The organism is Streptomyces sp. CA-210063 (genome assembly GCF_024612015.1).
In the GTDB taxonomy this organism is placed as follows: domain Bacteria; phylum Actinomycetota; class Actinomycetes; order Streptomycetales; family Streptomycetaceae; genus Streptomyces.
In genome coordinates this window covers 8,496,597-8,520,652 of the sequence record NZ_CP102512.1, presented here as the reverse complement: position 1 = coordinate 8,520,652, position 24,056 = coordinate 8,496,597, and the positions used below count along the sequence as shown (strand labels likewise).

Annotated in this window: 24 protein-coding genes; 13 read left to right on the top strand and 11 right to left on the bottom strand. The window is 70.5% G+C overall.

The window, feature by feature from the left end; translation table 11 throughout:
* Positions 1–76: 76 nt before the first annotated feature.
* From JIX56_RS37250 to JIX56_RS37220, 7 genes are all read left to right on the top strand, one after another.
* The gene (locus JIX56_RS37250) at positions 77–595 is read left to right on the top strand and encodes an NUDIX hydrolase (RefSeq protein WP_257547238.1); all 519 of its coding nucleotides are present in this window, start codon (positions 77–79) and stop codon (positions 593–595) included.
* 46 nt (positions 596–641) lie between these two features.
* Complete coding sequence (locus JIX56_RS37245; protein ID WP_257547236.1) at positions 642–1,034, top strand: YidH family protein; 393 nt, start codon at positions 642–644, stop codon at positions 1,032–1,034.
* Positions 1,035–1,039: 5 nt separating this feature from the next.
* The gene (locus tag JIX56_RS37240) at positions 1,040–1,411 is read left to right on the top strand and encodes a DUF202 domain-containing protein (protein ID WP_257547234.1); all 372 of its coding nucleotides are present in this window, start codon (positions 1,040–1,042) and stop codon (positions 1,409–1,411) included.
* Positions 1,412–1,539: 128 nt separating this feature from the next.
* Positions 1,540–1,836 (top strand): hypothetical protein, encoded by a 297-nt coding sequence (locus JIX56_RS37235; protein WP_257547232.1) that lies wholly within the window; start codon positions 1,540–1,542, stop codon positions 1,834–1,836.
* Positions 1,837–1,973: 137 nt separating this feature from the next.
* Positions 1,974–2,885 (top strand): MBL fold metallo-hydrolase, encoded by a 912-nt coding sequence (locus JIX56_RS37230; RefSeq protein ID WP_257547230.1) that lies wholly within the window; start codon positions 1,974–1,976, stop codon positions 2,883–2,885.
* 148 nt (positions 2,886–3,033) lie between these two features.
* Complete coding sequence (locus JIX56_RS37225) at positions 3,034–4,068, top strand: phosphotransferase family protein (protein ID WP_257551328.1); 1,035 nt, start codon at positions 3,034–3,036, stop codon at positions 4,066–4,068.
* Positions 4,069–4,074: 6 nt separating this feature from the next.
* Entirely contained in the window at positions 4,075–5,289 is a 1,215-nt protein-coding gene (locus JIX56_RS37220; protein WP_257547228.1) for an acyl-CoA dehydrogenase family protein, read from the top strand.
* Between the two features lie 229 nt (positions 5,290–5,518).
* Here JIX56_RS37220 and JIX56_RS37215 read toward each other — a convergent pair whose 3' ends face one another.
* Positions 5,519–6,112: a TetR/AcrR family transcriptional regulator gene (locus tag JIX56_RS37215; protein ID WP_257547227.1), complete on the bottom strand. Its 594-nt coding sequence runs from the start codon at positions 6,110–6,112 to the stop codon at positions 5,519–5,521.
* A 141-nt stretch (positions 6,113–6,253) separates the two neighbouring features.
* Entirely contained in the window at positions 6,254–7,015 is a 762-nt protein-coding gene (locus JIX56_RS37210) for an SDR family oxidoreductase (protein ID WP_443031934.1), read from the bottom strand.
* Between the two features lie 214 nt (positions 7,016–7,229).
* On the opposite strand from JIX56_RS37210, the gene JIX56_RS37205 reads away from it, so the two are divergent.
* Both JIX56_RS37205 and JIX56_RS37200 read left to right on the top strand, forming a co-directional pair.
* A complete protein-coding gene (locus tag JIX56_RS37205) occupies positions 7,230–8,483 on the top strand; it encodes an exo-beta-N-acetylmuramidase NamZ family protein (RefSeq protein WP_257547226.1) in 1,254 nt (417 codons plus the stop codon).
* A gap of 94 nt (positions 8,484–8,577) precedes the next feature.
* Entirely contained in the window at positions 8,578–9,897 is a 1,320-nt protein-coding gene (locus JIX56_RS37200; protein WP_257547225.1) for a serine-threonine protein kinase, read from the top strand.
* 34 nt (positions 9,898–9,931) lie between these two features.
* Here JIX56_RS37200 and JIX56_RS37195 read toward each other — a convergent pair whose 3' ends face one another.
* A complete protein-coding gene (locus tag JIX56_RS37195; protein WP_257547223.1) occupies positions 9,932–12,745 on the bottom strand; it encodes a penicillin acylase family protein in 2,814 nt (937 codons plus the stop codon).
* 376 nt (positions 12,746–13,121) lie between these two features.
* On the opposite strand from JIX56_RS37195, the gene JIX56_RS37190 reads away from it, so the two are divergent.
* Positions 13,122–13,724 carry a hypothetical protein gene (locus JIX56_RS37190; RefSeq protein ID WP_257547222.1) on the top strand — a complete coding sequence of 201 codons (603 nt, stop codon included), beginning with the start codon at positions 13,122–13,124 and terminating at the stop codon, positions 13,722–13,724.
* Between the two features lie 400 nt (positions 13,725–14,124).
* Complete coding sequence (locus JIX56_RS37185; RefSeq protein WP_257547221.1) at positions 14,125–15,201, top strand: RNA ligase (ATP); 1,077 nt, start codon at positions 14,125–14,127, stop codon at positions 15,199–15,201.
* Positions 15,202–15,313: 112 nt separating this feature from the next.
* Here JIX56_RS37185 and soxR read toward each other — a convergent pair whose 3' ends face one another.
* Positions 15,314–15,793 carry a redox-sensitive transcriptional activator SoxR gene (soxR, locus tag JIX56_RS37180; RefSeq protein WP_257547220.1) on the bottom strand — a complete coding sequence of 160 codons (480 nt, stop codon included), beginning with the start codon at positions 15,791–15,793 and terminating at the stop codon, positions 15,314–15,316.
* Between the two features lie 141 nt (positions 15,794–15,934).
* Between soxR and JIX56_RS37175 the strand changes: the two genes are divergently transcribed.
* Complete coding sequence (locus JIX56_RS37175) at positions 15,935–16,396, top strand: MaoC family dehydratase (RefSeq protein WP_257547219.1); 462 nt, start codon at positions 15,935–15,937, stop codon at positions 16,394–16,396.
* Between the two features lie 81 nt (positions 16,397–16,477).
* Here the strand turns inward: JIX56_RS37175 and JIX56_RS37170 are convergent, their stop codons facing one another.
* The 5 genes from JIX56_RS37170 to JIX56_RS37150 all read right to left on the bottom strand — a co-directional run bounded on the left by JIX56_RS37170 (position 16,478) and on the right by JIX56_RS37150 (position 20,453).
* Positions 16,478–17,182, bottom strand: a complete 705-nt coding sequence (locus tag JIX56_RS37170; RefSeq protein ID WP_257547217.1) for a polysaccharide deacetylase family protein — start codon at positions 17,180–17,182, stop codon at positions 16,478–16,480.
* Positions 17,179–17,889, bottom strand: a complete 711-nt coding sequence (locus JIX56_RS37165) for a glycoside hydrolase family 11 protein (RefSeq protein WP_257547215.1) — start codon at positions 17,887–17,889, stop codon at positions 17,179–17,181. Before JIX56_RS37165 ends, JIX56_RS37170 begins: the two co-directional genes overlap by 4 nt.
* 269 nt (positions 17,890–18,158) lie before the next feature.
* Positions 18,159–18,785 carry a TetR/AcrR family transcriptional regulator gene (locus tag JIX56_RS37160; RefSeq protein WP_257547213.1) on the bottom strand — a complete coding sequence of 209 codons (627 nt, stop codon included), beginning with the start codon at positions 18,783–18,785 and terminating at the stop codon, positions 18,159–18,161.
* 119 nt (positions 18,786–18,904) lie between these two features.
* Complete coding sequence (locus JIX56_RS37155; RefSeq protein ID WP_257547211.1) at positions 18,905–19,192, bottom strand: YiaA/YiaB family inner membrane protein; 288 nt, start codon at positions 19,190–19,192, stop codon at positions 18,905–18,907.
* A gap of 109 nt (positions 19,193–19,301) precedes the next feature.
* Positions 19,302–20,453, bottom strand: a complete 1,152-nt coding sequence (locus tag JIX56_RS37150; RefSeq protein WP_257547209.1) for an acyl-CoA dehydrogenase family protein — start codon at positions 20,451–20,453, stop codon at positions 19,302–19,304.
* A 97-nt stretch (positions 20,454–20,550) separates the two neighbouring features.
* Between JIX56_RS37150 and JIX56_RS37145 the strand changes: the two genes are divergently transcribed.
* Positions 20,551–21,198, top strand: a complete 648-nt coding sequence (locus tag JIX56_RS37145; protein ID WP_257547208.1) for a TetR/AcrR family transcriptional regulator — start codon at positions 20,551–20,553, stop codon at positions 21,196–21,198.
* 156 nt (positions 21,199–21,354) lie between these two features.
* Here JIX56_RS37145 and JIX56_RS37140 read toward each other — a convergent pair whose 3' ends face one another.
* Together JIX56_RS37140 and JIX56_RS37135 are read right to left on the bottom strand one after the other, a co-directional pair.
* Entirely contained in the window at positions 21,355–22,674 is a 1,320-nt protein-coding gene (locus JIX56_RS37140) for an MFS transporter (RefSeq protein ID WP_257547206.1), read from the bottom strand.
* A gap of 245 nt (positions 22,675–22,919) precedes the next feature.
* The gene (locus JIX56_RS37135) at positions 22,920–24,005 is read right to left on the bottom strand and encodes a Zn-dependent alcohol dehydrogenase (RefSeq protein WP_257547204.1); all 1,086 of its coding nucleotides are present in this window, start codon (positions 24,003–24,005) and stop codon (positions 22,920–22,922) included.
* Between the last annotated feature and the right edge of the window lie 51 nt (positions 24,006–24,056).

Here is a 24,056-nt window from a genome sequence, read left to right as displayed (position 1 = left end):
GGCTTTTCATCGGCCCCCAGGGCCGGGTCCGCAGCCGAACACACACGCTCCACCCACTCCCTGCTTGGATGGGGGCATGAGTACCGCCGCCGACGAGATCCTCGACATCGTGGATGAGAACGACCAGGTCATCGGGCAGGCACCGCGGGGGGAGGTGTACGCGCGTGGGATGCGTCATCGGGCCGTGTTCGTGCTGGTCCGGGACGTCGAGGGGCGGGTCTTCGTGCATCGGCGTACGGCCACGAAGCTGATCTTCCCGTCGCTGTACGACATGTTCGTGGGCGGGGTCGTCGGGGCGGGCGAGTCCTACGACCACGCGGCGCTCCGCGAAGCCGAGGAGGAGCTGGGCGTCTCGGGGCTGCCGCGGCCCGTCCCGCTCTTCACGTTCCTGTACGACGACGGGGCCGGCCGGACCTGGTGGTCGGCGGTGTACGAGGTCCGCTGCGAGCTTCCGGTGAACCCGCAGGTGGAGGAGGTCGCCTGGCACGGCTTCCTGGCGGAGGCCGAGGTGGAACGGCGGCTGGGCGAGTGGGAGTGGGTGCCGGACGGGATGGCGGCGTACGAACGGCTGCGGGCCCGTCGCGGGGTGGGCTGACGGACGGGGCCCCTGACTTCCGAAGCCGACCGGTAGTGTCCTACACGTGATCGAATTTGTACGGAACGTCCGGCTCTGGTTCGCCCCCGAGCGGATCCGGGAGGAAGGCCGGACCCCGGACTACCGGTTCTCCCTGGCCAATGAGCGGACGTTCCTGGCCTGGCTGCGCACCTCGCTCGCGCTCGTCGGCGGCGGTTTCGCGGTGGACCAGTTCCTGCCGGACCTGCGGTGGGGCTGGCGCGTCGGGCTCGCCCTCTCCCTGCTGGCCGCCGGGGTGCTGTGCGCGTTGCGGGCCGTCAACCACTGGGTGCGCTGCGAGCGGGCGATGCGGCGCGGCGAGGACCTGCCGGTGTCCCGCTTCCCGGCGCTGCTCGGCTTGGTGGTCGCCGTGGTCGCCGTCGCCATGGTCGCCGTAGTGCTGCTGGGGTGGGAGGGATGAGAGGGATGAGCCCCGCGCCTCCGTCACCTCCCGCTCCCCCCGGGCCCGACGGCCCTCCCGGCCCTCCCGGCCCTCCCGACCGTGACCCCGGCCTCCAGCCCGAGCGCACCCGGCTCGCCTGGCGGCGTACGACCCTCACGGGTGCCGTGATCGCCGTGCTCGCCGCGAAGTCGGCGCTGCACGGCGGGCCGTCGACGGCCGGCCTGGTCGCCGCCGCCCTGTGCGCGGTGCTGTGGCTCGGTTTTCTAGGGCTCGCCCACCGCCGTATCCACGCCCTGTCGGCCTCCCGCCCGCCGGTCCTCGCACCCGGGGTCGCCGCGACGGCCGTCCTGTGCACGGTCGCCCTCGCGGTGTGCGGGGCGGCGCTGGTGTTCTGACCGCCGACGAGCGAGCAGACCGAAGCAGGGGCAAGCCTTGGTACACGCATGGAGTTTCGAAAAGGATCAAGTGGGGCTTCTGTGACTAGCCTGGATAAGTCACCCCCGCACCACCGAAGGTGAGCACGATGACCACTCTGCACCAGGAACACCCCGTCCACGACCACGCCCACGGCCCGACCTGCGGACACGCCGCCGTGCCGCACGGTGACCACACCGACTACGCGCACGACGGGCATCTGCACCGCGAGCACTCCGGCCACTGGGACGAGTGCGAGCCGAGCGGGCACACCGCGCACGACGGGCACGCCCACGAGCACGGCGAGGACTGCGGGCATCAGGCCGTCACGCACGGGGACCACGTGGACTTCGTGCACGACGGCCACCGGCACGCCGCCCACGAGGGGCACTGGGACGACCACTGACGATCACTGACGGCCGACGGCGGCGTCAGCACGACGCCCGCGCCGTTTCCGTCCACCCCGGATTCCACCGGATCGTCGCCGACTGGCAGGCTCTGACCACCAGTTGGCGACGATTCGGGGGGATGAAGGGGGTCACTGTGACCGCAGGAGAGCCGTACACCGTCGAGCTCGCGAGCGACGTGTACGCGTATGTGCAGCCGGACGGCGGATGGTGTCTGAACAACTCCGGCTTCGTGAGTGACGGAACCACCACTCTGCTCGTGGACACGGCGGCGACGGAGCGCCGGACCCGCGCCCTGGGCGCCGCGCTCGACGCCACCGGCGTCCCGAAGCCCCGCTTCCTGGTCAACACCCACCACCACGGGGACCACACCTACGGCAACGGCTTCTTCACGTCGGCCGCCACCCTCGTCTCGCACTCGGCCTGCCGCCGCGAGGCACTCGCCAGCGGGCAGCACCTCCATCTGCTGTGGCCGAAGACCGACTTCGGGGACGTCGACATCAAGGGCGCGGACCTGACGTACGACGACCGTATGACGGTCCACGTCGGTGACATCGAGGCCCAGGTCATCCACCCCGGCATCTCGCACACGGTCGGCGACTCGGTGGTCTGGCTGCCGCACCGGCGGGTGCTGTTCGCGGGGGACCTCGTCTTCGAGGGCGGGACACCGTTCTTCCTGATGGGCTCGCTGAGCGGTTCGCTGCGGGCGCTGGCGCTGCTGCGCGAACTGGGCGCCGAGACCGTCGTACCGGGACACGGGCCGGTGACCGACCCGTCGGCGTTCGACAAGGCCGAGCGGTACATGCGGTTCGTGGGCGAGGTCGCCGAGAAGTCGCACGCGGCGGGCCTCACGCCGCTGGAGGCCGCGCGGAGCACGGATCTCGGGGAGTACGCCGCACTGCCGGAGAGCGAGCGGCTGGTGGCGAACCTGCGCCGGGCGTACGCCGAGCTGGACGGGGCACCGGAGGGTGAGGGCGTGGACCCGTTCGCCGGGTTCACGGACATGGCGACCATCAACGGCGGGGAGATGATGACCTGCCACGCGTGACAGCACGCCTGGCAGTCCGTTTCCGGGATCCGGCCGGGCGCGGCCGGATCCCGTCGAGACTCCGATCACTTTCGTGTCGCCCACTGGACGACATACCGACCGGTCGGCATCATAGTCGGGTCCGGTTCACCCGCGCGTAGGAGCGATGATGCACCCAGACCACCCGCCAGGTCTCGATCCCGACCGGCTCCGCGCCCTGCTCGACGCCGAGCGGCCCGGACTCGTGGGTGGTCCGCTCACCGGCCGGCTGATCGAGGGCGGACGGTCGAACCTGACGTACGAGGTCACGGACGGCACCGCGAAGTGGGTCGTACGGCGGCCGCCGCTGGGCCATGTGCTGGCGACCGCGCACGACATGAAGCGCGAGCACCGGGTGATCAGCGCGCTGCACCCGACGAACGTACCGGTCCCGCGCCCCGTCCTGCTGTGCGAGGACGAGGACGTACTCGGCGCGCCCTTCTACGTCATGGACTTCGTCGAGGGCACCCCGTACCGCACCGCCGAGCAGCTGGCCCCGCTCGGCCCCGAGCGCACCCGGGCCGCCGTGCTGGGCCTGGTCGACACCCTCGTCGAGCTGCACGCGGTGGACCCGGCCGAGGTGGGCCTCGCCGACTTCGGGCGCCCGGAGGGCTTCCTGGACCGCCAACTGCGGCGCTGGGGCAAGCAGTTGGACGCGTCCCGCAACCGTGAGCTGGCCGGCGTCGACGAGCTGCACGCGGCCCTCGGACGCCGACTGCCGCACTCCCCCGCGTCGGCCGTCGTGCACGGCGACTACCGGCTGGACAACGTGCTGCTGGGCGACGACGACCGGATCAAGGCCATCCTGGACTGGGAGATGTCCACGCTCGGCGATCCGCTCACCGACCTGGGTCTGCTGGTGATGTACAGCGTGCCGCTCGCCATGCCCGACTCGCCCGTCTCCACGACCGCGGCGGCGGCAGGGCATCCGGATCCGGCCGAGATCATCGAGCGGTACGCGGCCCGCTCGGGCCGCGATGTCTCCTCGGTGTCCTGGTACACGGCGTTCGCGTGGTTCAAGCTCGCCGTGATCCTGGAGGGCATCCACTACCGGTACACCCTCGGCCAGACGGTCGGCCGCGGCTTCGACCGCATCGGCGACCTGGTCCCCGTCTTCATCGAACACGGCCTGACGACTCTTCGCGCCGGCTCCCAGGAAGGCTGACCCAGCATGGACTTCGCATTCGACGCCCGTACGGAGGAACTGCGCGCCAAGCTCCTCGCCTTCATGGACGAGTACGTCTACCCGGCCGAGGCCGTCGCCGAGGAACAGCGGGCGGAGCTGGCCTCGCCGTGGGACACGCCGGCCGTGGTGGAGGAGCTGAAGGCGGAGGCCCGCAGGCAGGGCCTGTGGAACCTCTTCCTCCCCGACTCCGAGTACGGGGCCGGGCTCACCAACCTCCAGTACGCGCCGCTCGCCGAGATCACCGGGCGTTCCCCGCAGCTGGCGCCGACCGCGCTGAACTGCGCGGCGCCGGACACGGGCAACATGGAGGTGCTGACCCAGTTCGGCGACGAGGCGCAGAAGAAGCAGTGGCTTCAGCCGCTGCTCGCCGGTGAGATCCGGTCGGCCTTCGCGATGACGGAGCCGGAGGTGGCCTCCTCGGACGCCACCAACATCACCACGCTGATCGAGCGAGAGGGTGACGACTACGTCATCACCGGGCGGAAGTGGTACATCTCCGGGGCCATGAACCCCGACTGCCAGATCTTCATCGTGATGGGCAAGACGGATCCCGGTGGGGCCGACGTCCGCCGCCAGCAGTCGATGGTCCTGGTCCCGCGGGACACTCCGGGTGTCACGGTGAAGCGGGCGATGCGGGTCTTCGGGTACGAGGACCACTCCCACGGCGGCCACGCCGAGGTGATCTTCGAAAATGCGCGCGTGCCTGCTGCCAACCTGATCGGTGAGGAGGGCGGCGGGTTCGCGATCGCGCAGGCGCGGCTCGGTCCCGGCCGTATCCATCACTGCATGCGGCTCATCGGGATGGCCGAGCGGGCGATCGAGCTGATGTGCCGGCGGGCGGTGGCCCGGGAGGCCTTCGGCAAGGCACTGGCCCAGCAGGGGGTCGTCCACAACTGGATCGCCGACGCGCGGGTCGCGGTGGAGCAGTTGCGGCTGCTGGTCCTGAAGACCGCGTGGATGATGGACACCGTCGGCAACAAGGGCGCCCACACCGAGATCCAGGCGATCAAGATCGCGACGCCTCGTACGGTCGTGGACATCATCGACCGGGCGATCCAGCTGCACGGCGCGGGCGGTGTCAGCCAGGACTTCCCGCTGGCCGAGCTGTACGCGGGGGCGCGGACGCTGATGATCGCGGACGGGCCGGACGAGGTGCATCAGCGGTCGTTGGCTCGGCGGGAGCTGAAGCGGTACGTGTGACCGCCGGTGAGGGGGGCGAGGGGGCGTTGTCGGGTGCGGGTGCGTGGGGGCTGGTCGCGCAGTTCCCCGCGCCCCTCAAAAAGCAGGGGCTGCGCCCGTGCTTCTTGCCCTGAGGGCCGTAGGCCCGAAAGGGGCGTAGGCCCGAAAGGGGCGCGGGGAACTGCGCGAGCAACCACACACCACCCGCACCCGCCCACCCACACGCACCCCCGAGCTCCCCCGCGCGCCCCTACGGCCGCAGCGCCCGCAGCAGCAGGTCCGCCAAGTGGTCCGCGACCTCCTGGGGGGTCATCGGGCCGCCCGGGCGGTACCACGTCGACAGGTGGTGGACCGAGCCGAAGTGGTAGTCGACGACCAGGTCCGCCGGGGTCGCCTTGGAGAAGACGCCGGAGGTCTGGCCCTCTTCGATGAGTGCCCGGAAGCGTTCGTGGTAGCGGCGCCGCTCCGCGCGGACCTGCTTGTTCTTCTCGGGGCTCAGATGGTGCATGGAGCGGAAGAAGATCATCGCGTCGTCGAGGTTGTCGATGGTGGTGACGACGACATCGGCGGCGGCACCCCGCAGCCGCTCCTCGACCGGCGCGTCGGCCCCCGCGAACGCGTCCAGCCGCTCCTGCTGGATACGCAGCACGCGCGCGTACACCTCGTGCAGCAGGTCGTCCTTGGAGCCGAAGTAGTGGTACAGCGCGCCCTTGGTGACGCCGGCCGCCTCGACGATCTCCTGCACGGAGGTGCGGTCGTAGCCCTGCTCGGCGAAGAGCCGGGTGGCGGCGGCCAGCAGCCGCTGCGGGACAGGAGTACCGTCCCCGTCCGTCGTCCTGGGCACTGCCGCCACCTGCCTTCCGAGGTTCTGTTGTCGCCTACTGGTCGTCCGCCGGCCCCCGATCGGTTCCCGACCTGCCGGAACCGCCAGGCTCCCGTCGGAGGATCATCCCACCCTCGGAGCCCCGTCCGCCGGGCAGGGCGGTCAGCCGGTCGTCTCCCACTTCTGCTGGATGTGGTTCATGTTCGTCAGCCAGCGGTCCGGATCGGCCGCCCGCGCCTGGTAGAAACCGCCCACCTCGGGGTGCGGCAGGATCAGGAAACGGTCCTTCTCAATGCCCTCGAAGAGCGCGTCGGCCACGTCCTCCGGCTCGATCGCGGTGGGCGCCAGTACCAGGTCGCCCGCGCTGCCGGAGGCCGTCAGCATGTCGGTGCGCACGCCCTGCGGGCAGATCGCGTGGACCTTGATCCCCCGGTGCCGATAGGTCAGGGACAGCCATTCGGCGAAGGCGTACGCCCCGTGCTTGGTGACGCTGTAGGGCGCCGCGCCGATCATCGTGAGCAGCCCCGCCGCCGAGACCGTGGACACGAAACGCCCACTGCCCCGCTCCAGCCAGTCCGGCAGCAGCTCCTGGGCCGCCCGCACATGTGCCATCACGTTCACGTCCCAGGCGAGCGCCCAGACCTTCTCGTCGGCCGCCTCCGTACCGCCCGAGGCGAGCCCCGCGTTCGCGCAGTACACGTCCACGGTGCCGCCGAGCGCGTCACGCGCCGCCGAGACGATCGACGAGGCGTCCCCGGGCACCGCGATCCCGCCGATCTCGTCGGCCACGGCCCCGGCCCGGTCGCCGTCCAGGTCGTTCACCACGACCCGGGCACCCTCCGCCGCGAACCGCCGCGCCAACGCGGCCCCGATCCCGCCCCCGGCTCCTGTGACCACCACACCCGCACCCTGCACGGCTCCCACGCTGGTTCTCCTTCGACGCGACGAACACGAACGGCTCCACTCGGACGACCAGACTAACCGGTCGGTATGTCACTGAAAAGGGTGCCAGGCTGCTTTCAGGGACGCGGGAACTGCGCGACCAGCCACAACGGCCCCGCAGGTTACAAACCACCCGCGGAAGCGCTTAGCTTGCGTATACGCCGCTCCTCGCGCCCGCGACCCGGAGGTCACCCCCATGCACCTCTCCCGCCGCACTTTCCTCGCCGCCTCAACGGCAGCCGCCGCTTCCACAGCCGCCACGGCCGACGTCACCACCGCTCCCCCTGCCAAGGCGGCCGGCCCACGGCTTCGCACCGGCTTCGAGCGACTGGCCGCCACCGGTTACCAACCCCTCCGCGGCCAAAAGGCCGGCATCGTCACCAACCCCACCGGCATCACCCGAGACGCCCGCCACATCGTCGACGTGATGCACGCCGACGACCGCGTGGACCTCAGGGCCGTCTTCGGCCCTGAGCACGGCTTTCGGGGCACCGCCCAGGCCGGCGGCTCCGAGGGCCGCTACGACGACCCGGCGACCGGACTGCCGGTCTACGACACCTACCTGAAGAGCGGCCGGCCCCTCGCGGACATCTTCACCGCCTCCGGCGTGGACACGGTCGTCTTCGACATCCAGGACGTCGGCGCCCGCTTCTACACGTACATCTGGACGCTGTACGACTGCATGGAGGCGGCCCAGCTCGCGGGGAAGCGTTTCGTGGTGCTTGACCGGCCGAACCCGGTGACCGGGCGGAGCGCCCGAGGGCCCGTGCTGCACAAGGAGTTCGCGACGTTCGTCGGGCGGCAGCCGATCTCGCAGGCGCACGGGATGACGGTGGCGGAGCTGGCGCGGCTGTTCAACGAGGAGTTCCTCACCACGCCCGTACGGCTGGAGACCGTGCTGATGTCGGGGTGGAAGCGGTCGCGGTTCTTCGGCGACTCCGGGCTGCCCTGGGTGCCGCCCAGCCCGAACATGCCGACGCCGGACACGGCGCTCGTGTACTCCGGGACCTGCCTCTTCGAGGGGACGAACCTGTCGGAGGGGCGCGGCACGACCCGGCCGTTCGAACTGCTCGGCGCGGAGGGCGTCGACGGTCGGTGGGCGGCCGCCGCGAACGAACTCGGGCTGCCCGGCGCGCACTTCAGGGAGGCGTACTTCGCTCCGACGTTCTCCAAGTTCCAGGGGAAGACCATCGGAGGCGTACAGATCCATGTCCACGACCGGGCCGCGTACGACCCCGTGCGCACCGGGATCGGCCTCCTCGTGACCGCCAGGAAGGTGTGGAGCGGCTTCGCCTGGCGCCCGGACCACTGGATCGACAAGCTGACCGGTTCGGCGCGGGTGCGGACGATGATCGACGCGGGGGCGGACACGGACGAGGTCGTGGCGGGCTGGCAGGAGGAGCTGGCGGCGTTCCGCGAGGTGCGCGAGGAGTATCTGCTCTACCGCTGAGCGACGAACGCCGTACGTGACGTATGGCCATCTTTCTCCGTTGGCAGGACCATGCGCCTGAGCGCATCACCACCGGGGCCGAAGGGGGCTCGTCATGGCGGATCCGGATATGAGCGTGACTCCCTACTGGGAACTGACCTTCGACGCGGACGGGGACGTGGACGCCGGTCAGCGGGACCGGCTGCTCGACGGGGTCGGGAAGCGCGGGGTCGCGGATCTGGTCGTCTTCGCGCACGGCTGGAACAACGACCGGTCCGGCGCGACCGGGCTCTACAGCCGCTTCCTCGCCCCGTTCCCGCCCCTCGCACCGCACGCCGAGCTGGGGTACGTCGGTGTGCTGTGGCCGTCGATGCGGTTCTCGGACGAGCCGATCCCGGATTTCAAGCCGGTCCCGGCCGTGGCGCCCAGCCGGCCCGCGCTCGACAAGAACACCCGGCACGCGCTGCTGGAGGTGTTCCCGGGGCGGGCCACGATCGTCGAACAGCTCGCGCGGCTGCTGGACCAACGGCCGGACGAGAGCGCCTCGTTGGAGGAGTTCGGGCGGCTCGTACGACTGCTGGTGGAGGTGCCGCCGCAGGGGCCGCAGGGCGCGTTCACGGCGGACACGATTGCGGAGGGGGTGCCGGAGGGCACCCCGGGGATGCTGCGCGGGGACGCGGTCACGGTGTGCGCGGACTTCGCGGCGGCGCTGGCGGAGGTCGAGACCACGGGGGAGATGACAGGGGCCGCCGTCACCCCGCCCCAGGTCTGGGACGGCGCCCATGAACTCCTGCGCCAGGCCACGTACTTCGCGATGAAGCGCCGAGCGGGGACGGTCGGCGAGCGGGGCCTCGGGCGGCTCCTTGGGCAGCTCGCGCGAACGGCGCCGGACGTGCGGGTGCACCTGGTCGGACACAGCTTCGGCGCACGTCTGGTGTCGTTCGCGCTGCGCGGCCTTCCCGAGGGCGTGCGCACGGTGAAGTCGGTGACGCTGCTTCAGGCGGCCTTCTCGCACTACGCGTTCGCGGCGCGACTGCCCCACGACACACGCGCGAGCGGAGTACTGAACGGCCAGCAGAAGCGGATCGACGGCCCGTTGGTGTGCTGCCACTCCAAGCACGACTCGGCGCTCGGCACGATCTACCCGCTGGCGTCCCGGATGGCGGGCGATGCGCGGACGGTGCTCGGCCTGAGCGTGAACAGCCTGCTCGGCGCCAAGTGGGGCGCCCTCGGCTACGGCGGGATCCAGGCGGTGCGGGGCACCCGTTCGTTCAGGCTCGCCGACGCCCTCAAGGCCCAACTGCCCACGTCCGGCTGTGTGAACATCGACGCGGCGGCGGTGGTGAGACGCGGTGGCGCGCCGTCCGGTGCCCACAGCGACATCTGCCACAGGGAACTGGCCGGGGTGGTGCTGGCGGCGGGCCGCATCGTCTGATGCCTGCCCGCCGCCGTCCCTCACCGACCGGCGCTCACCTGTGGGACGTGAACTCCACGACCTGCTGGTAGGTCGGCCGGTTCTGCCAGCTGATCTTGTTGTGCTTGATGCCTCCCAGGGGCTGCTGGATGATCGAGTCGGCGCACCACTGGTCGCCGGCCGAGCAGTGTTCGTCGCCGGGGTAGACCTGGGCGGCGGTCTTGCCGGCCGCCTCCTTGAGGGTGTTGATCAGGAGGGTGCGGCAGGCGCCGAGGCTGCCGCCGCCGCAGTACTGGTTGGCCAGCGGGCCACGCACCGACTCACCCAGCACCGAGCGGATGTCCTTGTCGACATAGCTCCACCAGCCGTACTGGAAGGAGCTTCCGGCGTGGGAGCCGGTCGGGCCGTGCGCGGCCGACGGGGACTCGTCGACGGGCAGGTTGGCGGTGATGGCGGTGTACAGGTCGGTGCCGAGGCCGGGTTCGAACTGGGCCTTCACGAGCAGCGGCCACCAGGCGTCCAGGATGCGGATCGCCTCGGCGTTGGCGTAGGTCTTGGAGCCGGCGGAGGTCTCCGTGCGTTTCGAGCCGGATGTGACCCAGGTCTGGAGCCTGCTGACCGCCGCGGCGGCCGTGGAGTCGGTGACCGTGCTGCTGTTGATGACCTTCAGCAGGTCCGGGACGACGTCCTCGGCCCGCAGGTCGGCGAGGCCCGCCTCCGCCATGGCCTTCGTGAGCGAGGCCCTGGTGACCCCGCCCGCGGCGACCAGCCGCTTCACCCGGTCGTCCAGCAGGTTGCCGCGGTGGACGGAGCCGTTGCCCCAGGGGGCGGTGGTGTAGTCCTTGGCCTGTTTGTTGTTCCAGGAGATGTAATAGTCCTGGTCCATGGAGTTGGGGTGGGCCGACGGGGCGGTGTAGTCGGCGGTGTTGGTGGCCGGGTTCCAGCCGCGCCACTCGTACGCCGCCCGGGCCCAGGCCGGGAACTCGGGGTCGACGCCGGTGGCGCGCACCGGGTTGTCGCCGCTGTTGTAGTACGCGGTGTGGCTGGAGTCGGCGTAGAACCAGTTGAAGGTGTAGTTGATGTGCTGGACGGCCTTCTGGAAGGTCTCCGGGCCCTTGACGTAGTCCGGGTCGTTCAGCATCTGGAAGCCGATGATCGACTCGGCCTCGTTCAGGTACGAGGAGCGCAGGGTGGTGTAGGCGACCTTCTTGCCGTCGACCGTCGCGCGATGCGTGACGGGGCCGTACTTGGTGCGCCAGACCTGCATGCGGTACGAGCCGGCGGGGGTGTCGTCGGCGGTGGTGGGCTTCCAGGCGTTGGTCTGCTCGACCTTCTCCATGGGCGTGCAGGTGCCGCGGTACAGGTAGTGGACGTCGTCCTGGCACAGTTCGACGGCGTACGCGTCGATGATGTCCTGGCCGGAGGTGGTGGCGCTCCAGGCGTAGTCCGGGCCGCGGCCGAGTTCGACGTACATGCTCAGGCCGGCGAAGGAGGCGCCGCGGGCGCTGATGCCCGGGCCCTGGATCTCCTGGAGCATGAGGAGTTGGGGCGCGAAGTAGCCGGTCTGGGGGCCGAAGACGGCGATGGGACGGCCGCTCGCGGTGTGCTCGCCGCTGACGACGAGGGCGTTGGACATACCGCGCCGGGCGGAGCTGAGGGCGCTCTCGGTGGCCTCGGAGGAGACGCTCGTCGCGGCCGCGGTGGCCGCGCTGCCGGTGCGGTCGTGGACCAGCGGCTCCTCGGCGACGGAACCGTCGTCGGGCAGGGCCATGCCCTGCGGGTCGGCGGGCTTGGTGGCGTAGGGGAAGCTGCCGTCGTGGACGCTGAGGGCGGCCTCGGGGTCGTTGCGCTCGCGGAAGGACTCCCAGACCTCGGTGCCCTCGGTGACGCCGTACTTCTCCTGGGCGGCCAGCAGGGACAGGGCGTTGTTGACCTCGCCGCCGCCTCCGGAGCCGAAGAGGGCGCCGATGACGGAGGCCAGCGCGACCAGGTCGGTGGGCTTGAAGCGCTCGATCGTGCCGGCGTTGGTGACGGAGTCCTTGTGGCCGGTCAGGACGTACTCGCCGGGGAAGTAACGGCCGCTGTCGGAGGCGTCGATGTAGGCGTTGATGCCGGCGACGTAGGCGTTGACGTCGGCGAGGGCCAGCTGACCGCGCTCGCCGTTGGACGCCACGGCCTTGTCGATCTGGGCCTGGAGGTCGGCCTCGGTGTACGGGGCGTGGCGCCAGAACTCCTGTTCAAGGCCCTGGTTGGACTCGGCGCCGCCCGCGAACGGGGTGAGCTTGCCGCGGCCGACGTGCCGGAAGACGTCCATCAGCCACAGCCGGTCCTGGGCGGCCGCGTAGCCCGCGCCGAACTCGGTGCCGTAGCGGGTGGTGCCCGTGATGTGCGGCACACCGGTCTTCTTGTCGCGGACGATCGTGACGTCGGTGCGGCCGGCCGGGTTCAGGGTGGAGGCGACCTGGTCGGAGGCGACGCCGAAGGAGGCGTCGTTGAAGAAGGTGTTGATCGTGGCGTTGGTGAGCCCCGAGTAGCCGGTGGCCAGGTTGTTGTAGGGCCCGAGCTGGTTGCTCGCGTTCTCCGGCATCGTGCCGAAGCCCTGGTTGAGGATGATCTGGGCGAGGGTGGCGTTGCCGTTCTGGCCGGGCGGCAGGATGTCGGAGCACTGCCCGCCGCAGTAGTCGGTCACGGCCGCGGTCTCGACTGACTCGGTGTCAGCCGCCGCTGCCGGGGAAGCCGGGGAAAGAGGCGACAAAAGACCGGCAACGAGTGCGCATATCGAGGCGGCCTTGAGGAACTCCGGGAATCCACGGGGAGTTCTCAGTCTGTCCAGTGTGTTGCGTGAGGTGCGTGGGGTGCGCCATGACATGGCAGCTCCTCCCGACGGGGTGGGCCGGACGTTACCGCCGGTATCCCCGGGTTTGAAGATGAACATGCGTCACGTTTTTGGGATCACCGCGCCGCTCCCCGGGCGGCGCCGGACCGAAGACGGGGACCACCGCCACCGGACAGGTGACTCACAGCATGAACAGGTACGCAGAAGTAGTCGTAACCACACAAGAAGAAGCCAAGAACAGTCAGACGTAGGCAGGAATGGTCCGTGAACGGCTCAGTAGACGACTTATGGAGGTCATCGGAAATCGGATGGAGCCGAATCGCGTGTCGATACGTCTATTCGGCGACGTCCCGACGACGACGCCGAAGTGACCGAAGTACAGGTGCAGGTGTGACGGAGGTGCAGGGCGATGGCGGGTTTCCGGAGTCTGGCAAGACAGGTGCGAGATCCACGGTGCGACCTGGCACTGCGGCGTTATTCGCTGCGCAAGTGCCTTGAGAGGTTCGCCCCCTACGGGCATCGGGCGACCTGGGACCACTTGTGCTCCCGGGCCGGGTTCGGCCCCGAGGACCGCAACCCCGATCCAGCGCGGCTCGTGGCCGCACTGGACGAGTTGGAGGAGGCCCGCTCCGTCTGGCTCGACTACGAGGTGCAGTTCGCGCAGCGCCGCAAGAAGGAGAAGCACGACGGGCTGCGCAGGCCGGGCAGTGTCGACGACTGGCACCGGCTGACCTGGGGCGGGTTCGGAGTCGCCTGGTGCGACGATCCGAAGGTCCATCCCCAGGAACCGATGGCGGAGGTGCTGCGCCGGCTCATCGCCGCGCTGGAGCGCGAACCGGGCTCGACCTGCCCGGTGTGCGAGGGCGAGCGCCTCGTCTGGATGTACGACCTGGCCCATGAACCGTCCTCGGGCCCGGTCTGCACGGAGTGCGGAATCGTGGTGCCACGACCGGTGCTCACACCCGAGGCCCTGGCGGAGTCCAGGCGCGGACGGTTGCTGGTCTCGGCGTAGCGCGGCGGGGGTGCGCCGGGGATGCCGCACCCCCGTGTATGAGCGGCGCGCACGACCTTCAGTGACGGGTACGACCCCGCTGTCCGCGTGGACGACCACGGCCTGGTGTCCCCCAGCCCACGCGCGGATACCTTCAGGCCGAGAGCCGTACTTCTTCTTCGTCCCGCTCATCGACGTCCTGCCCCTCTTGCCGGAGGGCGCGCCGGGGCGGCGATTCACGGACTCCGTACCGGGCGGTGTTCCGGGCGGTGTTCCGGGCGGTGTTCCGGGCGGTGTTGCGTCTGTCCGTCCGCCGGCCGAAGCTCGCGACCCTAGCAGCCGCAAATATGTTCGCTCCACCCCATTCCCGTACGGACAGTGGAGGGCGATGAAACCGAGCTGAGCACGCGAGGAGTGCCCGATGTCGACGCTGCGCGTCACCGCCGAAGTGCTGACGATCCACGAACACCCGAACGCCGACGCGCTCGAACTGGCCCAGGTGGGCCTGTACCGAGCCGTCGTCGCCAAGGGCGCGTACCGCACCGGTGACACCGCCGTCTACATCCCCGAGCAGTCCGTGCTCCCGGCCGGACTGATCGAGGAGCTGGGGCTGACCGGACGTCTCGCCGGCGGCAAGTCGGACCGGGTGAAGGCCGTACGGCTGCGGGGCGAACTGTCCCAGGGCATCGTCTGCCGTCCGCGGGCGCTCGCGGACGTGGACCTGTCGGCCGCCGTCGCCGACGGCACGGACTTCGCGGAGCGGCTCGGCATCGTCAAATGGGTGCCGCCGATCCCTCCGACGATGAGCGGCGAGGTGGAGTCGGCGCCGGGTCTGCTGCCCTGGGTCGACATCGAGAACATCCAGCGCTATCCGGACATCTTCACGCCCGGCGAGCAGGTCGTCCTGACGGAGAAGCTGCACGGCACGGCCTGCCTGCTGACGTACTTCGCCGAGGACGGCCGCGTCCAGGTGTCCTCGAAGGGCTTCGGCTCGAAGTCCCTCGCGTTGAAGGAGGACCCACGCAACCTGTACTGGCGTGCCGTCCACGGCCACAAGGTCGCCGAGGCCGCGTCCCGGCTCGCCGAGCGGCTCGGGGCGCGCCGGGTGGGGATCTTCGGTGAGGTGTACGGCGCCGGGGTGCAGGACCTGGCGTACGGCGCCGACGGGCGCCGCGACACGCTCGGGTACGCCGTGTTCGACGTCTCCGCGGAGATCGACGGCCAGGTCCGCTGGCTGGACACGGCGGAGCTGTCCGACCTGCTCGACGGCGAACTGCCGCTGGTGCCGCGGCTGTACGAGGGCCCGTACGCCATCGACCGGGTCCTGGAGGTGGCGACCGGCCGGGAGACGGTCTCCGGGCGGGATCTGCATCTGCGCGAGGGTGTCGTGATCCGGCCGGCCGCCGAGAGGTACAGCCCGGTGACCGGCGGGCGCGCCGTCGCGAAGGCGGTCAGCCCGGCGTATCTGACCCGCAAGGGCGGCACCGAGTACGAGTGAGACCGGACTCCCCACGGGATCTTCGGGGGACTCGTGGGGCCCGGGGCCCGGGAACCGCTCAGCGGCAGTTCCCGGGCTCCTCCTGTTCCACCGTCCGCCACGACGACTCCCGTCACTCCCGCTGTGCGCCGGCGGTCCGGCGCTCGACCAAGAGGCGGGAGCCGCTCTGCCGTTCGCCGAAGACGTCGTCGGGGTTGGACAGCACACAGGTGGCCAGGGACAGACAGCCACAGCCGATGCAGTCGGCGAGGTGGTCGCGCAGCCGGTTGAGCTGCTTGATCCGCTCCTCCAGCTCGGCCCGCCAGGCCTCGGAGAGACGGGCCCAGTCCTCGCGGGTGGGCGTGCGCTCCTCGGGCAGTGCGGCGAGCGCGTCGCGGATCGTCGCGAGCGGGATGCCGACGCGCTGCGCGGCCCGGACGAAGGCGACGCGGCGCAGGGTGTCACGGCTGTAGCGGCGCTGGTTGCCAGTGGTGCGGCGGCTGCTGATCAGCCCCTTGGACTCGTAGAAGTGCAGGGCGGAGACGGCGGCACCACTACGGGCCGACAGCTGGCCGACGGTCAACTCGTGGATCTTCTCAGGGATCTGGGGCACCCCTCCGAGCCTACCCACACCCGGAAGGGTCACGGTCCGTTGACAGGGGCCGCGCAGCCGACCATGCTAAGCAGTTGCTTAGATATGCTGGACGGGGTTGACACGGATGCCGCGGGCATCCGGGATGCGGGAGGCCGGGACATGGCAGAGCCGAGGATCTTCACGTCCGCCGACGAGCTCAAGGCGGCGGTGGGCGAGCAACTGGGCCACAGCGACTGGGTGGAGGTCGACCAGAAGCGGATCGACCTGTTCGCCGAGGCGACCGGCGACCACCAGTGGATCCACGTCGACCCGGAGAAGGCCGCGGCCGGGCCCTTCGGTACGACCATCGCCCACGGCTATCTGACCCTGTCGCTGCTTCCCCTCCTGGTCCCCCAGGTGCTCAAGGTCGAGAACGTCAAGATGGGCGTCAACTACGGCACCAACAAGGTCCGCTTCCCCGCGCCGGTGCCGGTCGGTTCGCAGCTGCGCGCCACGGCGACCCTCCAGGACGTCACGGAGGCCGGCGGCGGCGTCCAGGTCACGGCCGCGGTCGTCGTGGAGCGCGAGGGCGGGGACAAGCCGGTGTGTGTGGCGGAGTCGGTGTCCCGGTACTACTTCTGAGACCCGGCGGGTCCTGGTGCCGAGTCCCGGCGGGGGGGACGGCGCGCGATATGGCCGTTGCCGCCCCCTCGCCGGGACCGCTCACGCGGGAGCCACGGCTCGGCCGGTCTGCGGTGAGATCATCCCGGAGCACAGTCCACGGGCGGCCAGCCCCTGGGCGATGCGCGGAATCGCGGCGAGCGTGTTGGCGGACCAGTCGTGCATGAGCATGATCTGGCCGTTGGTGAGCCGGGCGGCGGCCCGCACGATCGCGTCGCTGCCGGCGCCGTTCCAGTCCTGCGAGTCGACGTCCCAGATGATCTGGGTCAGTCCGTACCTGGCCGCGACTGCCCGCACCGTCGCGTTGGTCTCTCCGTACGGGGGCCGGAAGAGCCTCGGAGTGCCGCCGCCGGCGCCCGCTATGGCCTGCTGGGTCCGGGCGATCTCCGAGTCGATCTGCGCCTGGTTCAGCTGGGTCAGGTGCGGGTGGGTGTAGCTGTGGTTGCCGATCCACATCCCGGCGCCGACCTGGGCCCGGACCAGGGAGGGGTTGGCGGCGGCGTTCTGGCCCTGGTTGAACATGGTGGCCCGGAGCCCGTTCTGCCGGAGCGTGTTGAGCAGGGCCGACGTGTTGCCGGACGGTCCGTCGTCGAACGTGAGCCCGACATAGCCGGTGCAGGCGGCGGCCCGCGCCGGGGCGGCCGCGGCGGCGGTGAGCGTGAGGGGCACGGTGCTCGCCAGAGCCATCGCGACGACGGCCAGCCGCTTCCCCAGGACAGCGAACGAGCGGCGCGGTCCGGCACTCATGGGTTCACCGTGATGCTGGAGTTGCCGCTGCTCCGGAACCCCTCCGTGGCCATGATCATGTAGTACCTGAAGCTGCCGAGGGGCATGCCGGCGCGGGCCCAGGCGTCGAAGTGGTTGCCGGTGGTGATGCTGCCGCCCGTCCGCCTCGACTGACGGACGCTCCAGTACTGGTCGAAGGTACGGGTGCCCTCGACGGACGGGGCGTTGTACCGCGTCGTCTTGTAGATGTCGTACGTGCCGCCGTCGCTGGTGACCGTGCCCTTGTACGTTCCCGTGGGCCGGTAGGTGCCCCAGTTGTCGACGATGTAGTACTCGATGAGCGGACTGGCGGTCCAGCCGTAGAGGGTCAGGTAGGCGTTGCCGGACGGATTGAACGTGCCGGAGTAGGTCACGGTCCTGCGGGAGCCGTTGCTCCAGCCCTTGCCCGCGACGAAGTTCCCGGTGTTGCTCCACGACGTCCGGTAACTGCCGCCGGAGGCCAGGGTCATGGAGACCGTGCCGGGGGCGTCGGTCCAGAACGAGTAGTAGAAGCCGTTGTTCGTGCCGGTCTGGTTCGTGGTGACGACCGTGTCCGCGTGGGCGGTGCCGGGCAGGGCCACCGCGGTCGCGGCGGCCAGCGCGGTCGTACACAGTCCGGTCAGGAAGAGCCTGCGGCTCGGCGGTGGGGTGGGAGTGGGTACGGATGCGGGTGCGGGTGCGTCGTTCATGCGGCGCTTCCTCCTCGGGCTTGTGTGGGGTCGCCCTGTCACCCGGGAGTGTTGGCCTGCTCCTGTCAACTGTCAATGGTTTCGGCAATGATCCCGAAACATTCGCGCCCCTCAAGATTTACGGGAAGGCCAATTCACCAGTTCACAGGGCAGGTGAGCCGCCATAAAGGGCGATGACCCGTCGCCGACCTCAAAGAGAAGATCAAATCCATGACCAGATTCTTCGAATGTTTCGAACGACGCTCCGACCGAGGTCGACGTTCCCCCGGCTACTTCTTCGCGCTCACCATCCGCAGGACCAGGTCCGCGTACAGCGCGCCCACCTCGTCCGGCGTGCGGGGGCCGTTCGCGTTGAACCAGCGGGCGACGTCGATGCAGAGGGAGAGGACGGCGATGGTGGTGCCGCGGACGTCGGGGACGTCGAAGTCGCCGGCGGCGACGCCGTCCTCGATGATGCCGCGGACCGCCGCTTCGTTCTCGCGGCGGAGGGTGACGATCTCGGCGCGGGCGTCGGGGCCGAGGGCGTCGAGCTCGTACTGGACGACGCGGGCGACGGTGTGCTGCCCGGCGTGCCAGCGGACGAAGGACCGCACGGCCTCGGCGAGACGGTCGGCCGGGCCGCCCTCGCCCTTGGCCGCCGTACGCAGCACATCGAGGGCCTTCTCGTGACCGATGCGGCTGATCCGATGGAGCAGCTCTTCCTTGGTCTTGTAGTGGATGTACAGCGCGGCGGGGCTCATACCCGCGCGGCCCGCGATGTCTCGGGTCGTCGTCGCGTGGTAGCCGCGCTCGGCGAAGGCCTCCACGGCGGCCACCAGCAGCCGCCGGGCCGCGTCCGGGTTGACCTCGGCCCACGGCTGCGGTTCGCCGCCGGCCGTCTCCTCCGCCGTACTCATCGCTCGTTCGCCCCTTCCGATGGCTCGGCACCACCATACCGCCGAAAGGTGAGCGAGCGCTTAGAAGGCCCGCTCAGGGCGGTGCCGTACCGGGCTGTGCCGTACCGGAACGGGGCTTGTCAGAGTTTCTCGAAGGGGTCGTGGTCCGCGAGGAGCTTTTCCAGCCTGGCCTGGTCGACCCGGCTGACGATCTGCCCGGCCTCCTGCCGGTCGCGGATCACCTTGGCCAGGGTGAAGGACGAGGTCACCAGGTAGAGGACCGCGATGGCCAGGAAGGAACGGACCCAGACATTGGCGTCCAGGTTGTAGATGCCGACGGTGGTGGCCGCCATGGCGACGATGAAGGAGGCGACGGCCTGGCCGTAGAAGGCCGCCGTACTCTGCTGCTTGACCGGTGTCTCACTCATGGGGACATGGTTCGGCAGGTGTGGCTCGGGCCACATCCGTCGGGATACTCAGACGGCGCGTCCGCGTACTCAACCCAGAACTCCGGACACCGGATTCGGAACGCCGGACTCAGAACGCCGACACTCCTGTCAGTGCCCGTCCGATGAGCAGTTTCTGTATCTGGCTGGTGCCTTCGTAGAGGGTCATCACGCGGGCGTCGCGCAGGAGTTTGCCGGCCGGGTACTCGTCGATGTAGCCGTAGCCGCCGAAGACCTGGAGGGCGTTGTTCGCGGCGCGGACGGCGGCCTCGGAGGCGAAGAGCTTGGCCTTGCTCGCCTCGGTGGCGAAGGGCCGGCCCCGGTCGACGAGGTCGGCGACGCGCCAGGTGAGCAGCCGGGCCGCGTCGACGTCGACCGCGATGTCGCTGAGGAGTTCCTGGACGAGCTGGTGATGGGCGATGGACTTGCCGAACTGCTCGCGCTCACCGGCGTAGCGCACCGCCACGTCGAGCGCCGCCTGGGCGATGCCGACGCAGCCGGCCGCGACCGACATCCGGCCCTTGGCGAGCGCGGACATGGCGACGGTGAAGCCCTTGCCCTCCGGGCCGAGCATCGCGGAGGCGGGGACGCGGACGTCCTGAAGGACCAGTTCGGCGGTGGCCTGGCCACGCAGGCCGAGCTTGCCGTGGAGGGGGCGGCGGGTCAGGCCGGGGGTGTCGGTGGGGACGAGGAAGGCGGAGATGCCCTGGTGGCCGGGGGCGTCGGTGGAGCGGGCGAAGAGGAGGACGACATCGGCCCAGGTGCCGTTCGTGATGAACATCTTGGTGCCGTTGATGACGTAGTCGTCGCCGTCCCGCGCCGCACGGGTGGCGAGGTTGCCCGCGTCGGAGCCCGTGCCCGGTTCGGTGAGGCCGAAGCAGCCGATGTACTCCCCCGCCGTGAGCCCCGGCAGCCAGCGGCGCTTGTGGTCCTCGTCGCCCCAGGCCGCGATCGTCTTCGCGACCAGGCCGAGGGAGACGGAGACGATGCCGCGCACGGAGGAATCGCCGCGGCCGAGCTCCTCGGTGACCAGGCAGTACGCGAGATGGTCGCCGCCGGAGCCGCCGTACTCCTCGTCGACGGTGAGCCCCAGGAAACCGACCTCGCCGAGCTTCTTCACGATGGCCCGGTCGACGTTCTCGGCGCGGTCCCAGGCGATGACGTGCGGGGCGATCTCGCGCTCCACGAAGTCCCGGGCGAGCTGCCGTACGGCGGTCTGCTCCTCGCTGAGCTCAAGGTTCACGTCGGATCACCCCATCAAGAGATCACACGCTCGGGCATGCCCATTCATGCTTAAATTATCACTGCTAGTTTAATTGTGCAGCCCTACTATGTGCGCCATGGCCCGACCGCGCAAGCCCCTGCTGAGCACCGACCGCATCGTGGAGACGGCGCGGGCGCTGGTGGACGCGGAGGGGCTGGCGGCGGTCTCCACGCGGCGGCTCGCCGCCGAGCTGGGCGTGAGCGGGCCCTCCCTCTACAACCACTTCCGGACCATGGACCAGATCCTGGAGGCCGTCGCCGACTCGGTGAGCGCTCAGGTCGACCTGTCGATGTTCGAGGACGGACGGGACTGGCGCACCGCGCTGCACGACTGGGCCGTCTCCTACCGGGCCGCTCTGCGCGACCACCCCAACATCGTGCCGATCCTCGCGCGTGGCCCCGGGCGGCGGCCGGCCGGGCTCCGGGTCGCCGACGTGGTGTTCGGCGCCATGGTCGAGGCGGGGTGGCCCGCCGCGCAGGCCACGTCCATCGGGGCGTTGATGCGGTACTTCATCATGGGGTCCGCGATCGGGTCGTTCGCCGGGGGGTTCGTCGACGACGAGAGCGCGTACGACCCGGCCGACTACCCGCACCTCGGGCAGGCCCATCTGCTGGCCGAGCAGCAGCAGAAGGTGGACGAGCGGGCGTTCGAGGTGGGGTTGAGGGCGTTGCTGGACGGGTTGGAGCGGCAGTACGAGGGGGCGCGGCGGGGCGGGGGGCGTTAGGCGCCCGCGGTGGCCGGCCGGGCGTCTGAAAATGCCGAGCGCGCACACGGGGGACGGCCGACGCGGCGGCGAGCGTGGCCGGCGCCGCGCCCGCGGATGTGGTTCCGGGGGCGCGGCAGGGGCGGCGGGCATGGGACTGACCAGCGGCTCACGGGACTAGCCCTCGGTTCGTGAACTCGCCCTCCCTGCGAGGACCTTGATCGACAGGAGGGCGATCACCGAGAGCCCGATGATGTACGCGGACACCGCCATGGACGTGCCCGTGGCCTCCAGGAGGAGAACCATCAGGAACGGGGCGAGGCCGCCGCCGAACACCGCGGCGATCTGGTAGCCGAGGGAGGCGCCCGTGTACCGCATCTCGGGGGTGAACAGCTCGGCGAACAGGGCGGCTTGAGGGCCGTACATGATGCTGAGGAAGCAGCTGGCGACGAAGGTGCCGACGGCGAGCCACAGCAGGGAGCCGGTGTCGATGAGCAGGAACAGCGGAACGGCCCACAGGGCGATACCGGCCGCCCCGAACGCGTAGATCCGGATACGGCCGACGCGGTCGGAAAGGGCCGCGGCGGCGGGGATCAGCACCAGCTGGGTGAGGCTGACGCAGAGGGAGACGGCGAGCACCGCGCTGCGTTTCATGTCGAGTTCGCGGGTGGTGTAGTCGAGGACGCCGGTGATGAGGATGTAGAAGGTCGCGGTGTTCACGGCGAACGAGCCGCCCGCGAGGAACACCGTGCCGAGGTGGCCGCGGAGGATCGTCCTGAGCGGGGAGCCCTTCTCGCTCTTCTCCTTCTCCGTCAACGCCCGTTCCGCCGCCCGGAATTCGGGGGTCTCCTCGACATGGCGGTGGATGTACCAGGCGAGGACGAGGACGAACAGGCCGACCAGGAAGGGCACGCGCCAGCCCCAGGCGGCGAACGCGGAGTCGCTGGTGGCGGCCCCCACGACGAGGAACATCGTGTTGGCGCTCACCACGCCGATGGGGACGCCGAGTTGGACGAAGCTGCCGTACACCCCGCGCTTGCCCTCCGGGGCGTACTCGGTGGCGAGCAGCATCGCGCCGCCCCACTGGGCGCCGACGGCGACGCCCTGGGCGACGCGGAGGAGGACGAGCAGGATCGGAGCGGCGATCCCGATCGTCTCGTACGTGGGGAGGAGACCGATGCCGGTGGTGGCCAGGCCCATCAGGGTGAGGGCCAGGACGAGCATCGGCTTGCGGCCGCGTTTGTCGCCGAGGTGACCGGCGACGACTCCGCCGAGGGGGCGGGCGAGGAAGCCGACGGCGAAGGTGGCGAACGCGGCGAGGACTCCTGCGGAGGAACTGCCGGCCGGGAAGTAGAGGTCACCCAGGACCAGGGCCGCGGCTATGCCGAAGACGAAGTAGTCGTACCACTCCACGGCCGAGGCGAGCGCCGCGGCGGTGGCGACCTTGCGGTGGCTCTGGGGGCGGGGGGTGGTGACGGGGGCGGGAGCGGTGTCCATGTGTGCACACTCCGGTGGGTGCGGGGACGTTCCCGGGAACGTACTGACCGGACGGTATGTTGGTCAACGGTCCTGCACGGGTTGGGTGCGATGTTTGTCCGCCGCCGAGTGGGGGCTGGTCGCGCCCACGCGGCGGAGCCGCATTTCGGCACAGCCCCGCGCCCCTGGAAAGCATGGGGGCGCGCCCGGAGTCTTCTAGGGGCGCGGGGAACTGCGCGAGCAACCACAGCCCACCCGCGCCCGCATCAGAACGTCACCAGCGCCCGGCCGCCCTTGCCCGCCAGCATGTTGTCGAAGGCCGCCGGGATGCCGTCCAGGGAGATGCGGTCGGTCACCAGGACGCCGAGGTCCAGGCGCCCTGCGCGGATGTGGCCCGCGAGGATCGGGACGTCGCGAGCCGGGTCGGAGTTGCCGTAGACGCAGCCGGACAGGGTGCGGCCCCAGTGGAAGAGCTCCAGCGCGTTGAAGGTGACCTGCTGGTCCTTGCCGCCGATGCCGACGACGGTGGTGCGGCCGCCGCGCCGGGTCGACTCCCAGGCCGCCCGGATGGTGACCGCACGGCCGACGCACTCCACGGCGACGTCCACACCCTGCTTTCCGGTCAGCGCACGGATCTCGCGGGCGGTGTTCTCGGAGGCGACGACATACTCCGTGGCCCCCGCCGCACGCGCCAGCTCCTCCTTCGCCGGGGAGACGTCCACGGCGACGATCCGGGACGCGCCCGCGATCCGCGCCGCCTGGAGCGCGGCCAGCCCGACCCCGCCCACCCCGAAGACGGCGACGGTCTCGCCCTCCCGGACCCGCGCCGAGTGGTGGACCGCGCCGTAACCGGTGAGGACGGCACAGCCCAGCAGGGCCGCGTCGGTGAGCGGGACGCCGTCCGGGGCGGGGAGCACACAGCCGGCGGCCACGACCGTCTCCTCCGCGAAGGCGGCCACGTTCAGACCGGGGTGGAGGTCGGCGCCGTCGGAGGCGCGCCGGGCGTACACGTTCCCGGCGCCGACCAGCGCGTTCGCGCACAGCCACACCTCGCCGAGCGAGCAGGCGTGGCAACTCCCGCAGGAGGGCGCCCAGTTGAGGACCACTCCGTCGCCGGGCGCGACATGGGTGACCCCGTCGCCGACCGCGAGGACCGTACCCGCGCCCTCATGGCCGAGCACCGCGGGCACCGGTACCCGCATGGTCCCGTCGGACAGCGACAGGTCGGAGTGACAGACGCCGGCGGCGGCGAGCCGCACCCGGACCTGGCCGGGCCCGGGATCCGGCAGCTCGATCTCGGTGATCTCCAACGGAGCACCGACGGCGGGCAGTACGGCGGCTCGAACGGCCATGGGGGTACGACTCTCCTACTGAGGCTACGACTACGACTCGCCTGGAAGCGG